Annotated in this window: 3 protein-coding genes; 1 reads left to right on the top strand and 2 read right to left on the bottom strand. The window is 65.2% G+C overall.

All coding sequences use genetic code 11. The features are described from left to right. Both JMF90_RS31420 and JMF90_RS31415 read right to left on the bottom strand, forming a co-directional pair. Positions 1–522, bottom strand: a 522-nt coding sequence (locus tag JMF90_RS31420) for an aldehyde dehydrogenase family protein (RefSeq protein ID WP_201325894.1), incomplete at its 3' end; no start/stop codon positions are given. A 28-nt stretch (positions 523–550) separates the two neighbouring features. Continuing rightward, complete coding sequence (locus JMF90_RS31415; RefSeq protein WP_011548230.1) at positions 551–2,191, bottom strand: acetolactate synthase large subunit; 1,641 nt, start codon at positions 2,189–2,191, stop codon at positions 551–553. 378 nt (positions 2,192–2,569) lie between these two features. Here JMF90_RS31415 and JMF90_RS31410 point away from each other — a divergent pair, with 378 nt between their 5' ends. Next, complete coding sequence (locus tag JMF90_RS31410; RefSeq protein ID WP_011548231.1) at positions 2,570–2,908, top strand: type II toxin-antitoxin system RelE/ParE family toxin; 339 nt, start codon at positions 2,570–2,572, stop codon at positions 2,906–2,908. Positions 2,909–2,966: the final 58 nt, after the last annotated feature.

Raw genomic sequence — 2,966 nt, 5'->3', positions numbered from 1 at the left:
GAACGGGCAACCGGCCGCGAGCGCGGGGGCGACCTTGTGCGCGGCCAGGTTCAGCGGGAAGTTGAACGGCGAGATGAACGAGCACGGGCCGACCGGCACGCGCTTCGTGTAGCCCGTATAGCCCTGCGCCCGCGCGGAGATTTCGAGGTTGACGATCTCGCCGTCGATGCGCACCGATTCCTCGGACGCGACGCGGAACGTGTCGATCAGCCGCGTGACTTCGCCCTTCGAATCGTTGATCGGCTTGCCGGCCTCGATGCACAGCGCCTCGGCCAGCTCGTCGAAACGCTCGCGAAACCGCGCGACGCAATGATCGAGCACGGCCTGCCGCTGGTAGGCCGGCATCTCGCGCATCGGCTTCGTGGCGTCGACGGCCGCGGCGATCGCCGCATCGATCGCCTTCGCGTCGGCCAGCGCGACGCGCGTGGCGACCTTGCCGCTGAACTTGTCGGTCACCTCCAGATCGGTGTTCGCGTAGACGGCTTCGTTGGCGAGGTAGTACGGATAGGTTTCCTTCAACATGGAACGACTCCTTCCTGTGAACGGGAATTCAAAGTTGCGCCGACAGGCGCTTGATCTCGCGGTTCAGCACGCGCTCGTTGTCCGAGTAATCGATCGGCACGTCGATCACGTGCACGCCCGGCGACGAGAAGCACTCGCGCAGCAACGGCTCGAGATCGTCGGCCGACTCGACGCGATGCCCGTGCGCGCCGTAGCTTTGCGCGTACGACACGAAATCGGGGTTCTGCAGCGTCATCGCGAAATCGGGGAAATTCATGTTCTCCTGCTTCCAGCGGATCATCCCGAACGCATCGTCGCGCAGGATCATCACGACGATGTCGAGCTTCAGCCGCACGGCCGTTTCGAGCTCCTGCGAATTCATCATGAAGCCGCCGTCGCCGCACACGGCGATCACCTTGCGCTGCGGATGCACGATCTTCGTCGCGATCGCCGACGGCAGGCCCGCGCCCATCGACGCGAGCGCGTTGTCGAGCAGCAGCGAGTTCGGCTCGTGCGCACGCCAGTAGCGCGCGAACCAGATCTTGTACATCCCGTTGTCGAGACAGACGATGCCGTCGACCGGCAACGCGTTGTACAGGTCGTTGACGATCCGCACCGGGTACATCGGGAACCGCGGGTCGTGCTGGCCTTTTTCCAGGTGCGCGTCGAAATGCGCCTTGATCATCTTGAAGCGCTCGAAATCCCAGTGCGATTGCGGCGTCAGCGCCTCCTTCATCTGCCACACCGCATTCGCGATGTCGCCGACCACCTCGATCTGCGGGAAATAGACGGGATCGACCTGCGCGCCGAGGAAGTTCACGTGGATCACGGTCTTGTCGTCGGTGCGCATGAAGAACGGCGGCTTCTCGATCACGTCGTGGCCGACGTTGATGATGCAATCCGCCTGCTCGATCGCGCGATGCACGAAGTCGCCGTCGGACAGCGTCGCGTTGCCGAGCCACAGCGGGTGCGTCTCGTCGATCACGCCCTTGCCCATCTGTGTCGTGAAGAACGGGATGCCCGTCTTGTCGACGAATTCGAGCAGCATCTTGCAAGTGGTCTTGCGGTTGCCGCCCGCGCCGATCATCAGCAGCGGATGGCGCGCGGCCTGGATCGCGTCGACCGCGTGCGCGACCGCCTTCTCCTCGGCCACCGGCCGCCGGCTGTAGCTGCGCGGGATCGGCTTGCCGTCGCCCTCCTCGTGCGCAATGTCCTCGGGCAGTTCGAGGTGCGCGGCGCCCGGGCGCTCCTCCTCCGCGCGGCGGAACGCCTCGCGCACCGCCGACGGGATGTTGCCGATCGACACGATCTGCCGCGTGAACTTCGTGAGCGGCTGCATCATGTCGACCACGTCGACGATCTGGAAGTGGCCCTGCTTGCTGGACTTGATCGGCTTCTGCCCGGTGATCATCAGCATCGGCATCCCGCCGAGCTGCGCATACGCGGCGGCCGTCACGAAGTTCGTCGCGCCCGGCCCGAGCGTCGCGAGACACACGCCGGTGCGGCCCGTGAGGCGGCCGTAGGTGGCGGCCATGAACCCGGCCGCCTGCTCGTGCCGGGTCAGCACGAGCTTGATCTTCGATCGCCGCAGCGATTCGAGCAGATCGAGGTTTTCCTCGCCGGGAATGCCGAACACGTACTCGACGCCTTCGGCTTCCAGCGCCTTCACGAACAGATCCGATGCTTTCATGGGGACTCTCGGTTATGCCGCCTGCCCGGCCTACGGACACGCGGCGTTCAGGACGCGCGCCGGCCTACGGCACGCGGACGCCTTATCTACTGGACACAGACCACGGCACTGCTCGCCGCGCAACACGCGATGCTCGATGCGTGATGCGCGGCGGCGCCTCCGGATACCGGAGGACGAACGGACCCGCCCGCACGCGGCAAGCACGCGCGGGCGGCAAAGACGTTTTTGATTGTAGACGGATTCGCGAGATTCCGACTTCGACCGGATGGCCGGCTCCCGCCGCGCGACGGGATCGGCCTGACGGCCAATTCCACCTCGAACGACGCGCGCGGCGCTACCGTAGGCGCAACCGAATTCCATTCATCGAACATGTGAACCATGGTTGACATCCTGCAATCCGTGCCCTACAGTGCGCCTACGTTCAGCATCCGGACCACCGACGTCTTCGAAGCGTGGTTCGCCGGCCTGCCGGATCGCGTCGCGCGGCGGCGCATCCAGGCGCGCATCGACCGTCTGTCGATGGGCAATCCGGGCGACTGGAAATCCGCCGGCTCCCCCGTCGTCGAAATGCGTATCGACCACGGCCCCGGCTATCGCGTCTATTACGTGAGGCGCGGAACGATATGGGTCATCCTGCTCTGCGGCGGCGATAAATCGACGCAACAGGCCGACATCCGCGCCGCGCACGCAATGCCCGCGCACCTCGACATGGAGTGATCGATGGACAAGATCAAGACGCGGCCGTGGGATTCGGCCGAACACCTGAAAACCGAAG

The sequence above is a fragment of the Burkholderia sp. E168m23 genome (assembly GCF_016586125.1).
In the GTDB taxonomy this organism is placed as follows: Bacteria; Pseudomonadota; Gammaproteobacteria; order Burkholderiales; family Burkholderiaceae; genus Burkholderia; species Burkholderia orbicola.
Note: the sequence above shows the minus strand (reverse complement) of the source record. Positions and strands in the feature narration are given on the sequence as shown.

Bases quoted from the DNA above. Each gene is read 5' to 3' on its own strand.
- JMF90_RS31415 (WP_011548230.1), bottom strand. From the start codon at position 2,191: ATGAAAGCATCGGATCTGTTCGTGAAGGCGCTGGAAGCCGAAGGCGTC.
- JMF90_RS31410 (WP_011548231.1), top strand. From the start codon at position 2,570: ATGGTTGACATCCTGCAATCCGTGCCCTACAGTGCGCCTACGTTCAGC.